This window comes from Desertihabitans aurantiacus (assembly GCF_003344635.1).
In the GTDB taxonomy this organism is placed as follows: Bacteria; Actinomycetota; Actinomycetes; order Propionibacteriales; family Propionibacteriaceae; genus Desertihabitans; species Desertihabitans aurantiacus.
Window position 1 is genome coordinate 1 of sequence record NZ_QPKK01000436.1, and the last position, 1,918, is coordinate 1,918.

General features: G+C 74.8%; 3 protein-coding genes. 2 read left to right on the plus strand and 1 reads right to left on the minus strand.

The features are described from left to right. Positions 1–699 (plus strand): uracil-DNA glycosylase (locus tag DVA66_RS19905; RefSeq protein WP_157974176.1); only part of this gene is annotated, 699 nt, incomplete at its 5' end. 62 nt (positions 700–761) lie between these two features. On the opposite strand, the gene DVA66_RS19910 is transcribed toward DVA66_RS19905, so the two are convergent. Beyond that, on the minus strand, positions 762–1,268 hold the full coding sequence (locus DVA66_RS19910; protein ID WP_114561526.1) for a hypothetical protein: 507 nt from the start codon (positions 1,266–1,268) through the stop codon (positions 762–764). A gap of 144 nt (positions 1,269–1,412) precedes the next feature. Here DVA66_RS19910 and DVA66_RS19915 point away from each other — a divergent pair. Next, positions 1,413–1,918, plus strand: a 506-nt coding sequence (locus tag DVA66_RS19915) for a phosphotransferase (RefSeq protein ID WP_157974177.1), incomplete at its 3' end; no start/stop codon positions are given.

A 1,918-nucleotide genomic window follows, 5' to 3' on the forward strand; every position in this document is an offset into this window, starting at 1 on the left:
CGGAGGCTGGCCGCGGCCGCGGAGGACCTGGCGGGCCTGGACGCGGCCGCCGCGGTGTGCCGGGCGTGCCCGCGGCTGGTCGGCTGGCGCGAGGCCGTCGCCACCACCGGACGCCGGGCCTCCTTCGCCGTCCAGCCCTACTGGGGCCGTCCCACCGTGGGCTTCGGCGATCCCGCTCCGGCGATCCTCGTGGTCGGTCTGGCTCCAGCCGCCAACGGCGGCAACCGGACCGGGCGGATCTTCACCGGCGACCGGAGCGGGGACTGGATCTTCGCCGCGCTGCACCGGGCGGGGTTCGCCAGCCAGGCCGAGAGCCGGCACGCCGGTGACGGGCTCGAGCTGCGGCGGGTGCGGATCGTCGCGTCGGTGCGCTGCGCGCCTCCGGGCAACAAGCCGAGCGTGGACGAGCGCCGCACCTGCGGGCACTGGCTGGACCGCGACCTGGAGCTCACCGCACCCACGGTCCGCTCCGTGCTGGCCCTCGGCTCGATCGCCTGGGACGCCGTGCTCGCGGCGGCCCGGCGGGTCGGCTGGGAGGTGCCCCGACCCAAGCCGCGGTTCGGGCACGCCGCTGTCGCCGAGCTGGGTGGCCCCGAGGGCGCGGTGCGGCTGGTGGGTTGCTACCACGTCAGCCAGCAGAACACCTTCACCGGCCGGCTGACCGAACCGATGCTGGACGCCGCACTGGCCCTGCTCTGAGCCGGACGAGGGACGCGAGAGCCCGCGGGCGCCGCTGGTCGCGACGCCCGTGGGCCCGGGGATCAGTGCGCGCGGACGGTGCCGCGGTCGTCGTCGAGGCGGTCGTCGCCCTCGACCTCCTTGGCCAGCAGGCCAGAGCCCACCGACCACACGATCGCGCCGACCAGGCCGACGAACACACCGGCCTGGATGTCCAGGTCGTAGCCGCGCTCCAGACCGCCCATCGAGTCGATGGCGAACACCAGGCACTGCAGCACGGCGGCCAGCGCGACCGCCATCGAGACCAGGCTCAGGCCGCGGTGCTGGCCGCGGGAGGCCCGGCGGGTGGCGTAGATCATGGACAGCAGCAGCCCGATGCCGAGGTAGGCGATGAACGGGATGAGGGAGTCGGTCTCGTACCCGGTCACCTCGGTGCGCTCGGTGCCCTCGTCGGTCGTGCTGACCCAGGCGATGAACGGCGCCACGTTGAAGATGACGATGCCGATGGCGGCCACCACCAGCCCCGTGGTGCGGGCCCTGGCCGGCGTGGCGGTCGTGGTACCCCGCGTGGGGTTGTCGGTGTGGGACATGGATCCTCCTGTGTGGACGGGAACGGCGTGCCCGTCTGCTCGAGCGTTGCTCCCAACCCGGGTGATTACCCACTGTGGTGGGACGCAACCCGGACCAGCGAAAAGGGCTCGCCCCGCCTCCCGGGACCGACCAGACTGCGCGGGATGGTCAGACGGGTGATGCACGAGGGGCAGCTGGAGCTCACGACCGAGCAGGTCCGGGAGGTCGTCGTCGCGGCGTTCCCGGACTGGGCCGGGCTGCCGGTGCGCGAGGTCCCCTCCGACGGCACCGTCAACGCGCTGTTCCGGGTCGGGCCGGACGTCGTGGTGCGCTTCCCGCTGCAGTCTGCGCCGCTGGCCGAGACCCGCGCCGAGCTCGAGCGGGAACGGGACGCCGCCCTCCGGCTGGCCACCATGACCACCATCGCGGTGCCCGTGCCGATCGCCGTGGTGACCGACCGGGAGCCGGCCTGGGCGGCCTACCGCTGGCTGGAGGGGACGGTCGCCACGGCCGTCCGGCCCGGGGCGGCGCTGGCCGACGACGTCGGTGCGCTGCTGCGCGACCTGCGGTCGGTCGACACCGGCGGCCGGCGGTTCACCGGCACCCGGCGGGGCGGCCGGCTGGCCGACCACGACGGCTACGTGCACGAGTCCCTCGGCCGCGCCCGCCA

Excerpts from the sequence above, each read along its gene's own strand:
- DVA66_RS19910 (WP_114561526.1), bottom strand. The coding sequence starts at position 1,268 with ATGTCCCACACCGACAACCCCACGCGGGGTACCACGACCGCCACGCCG.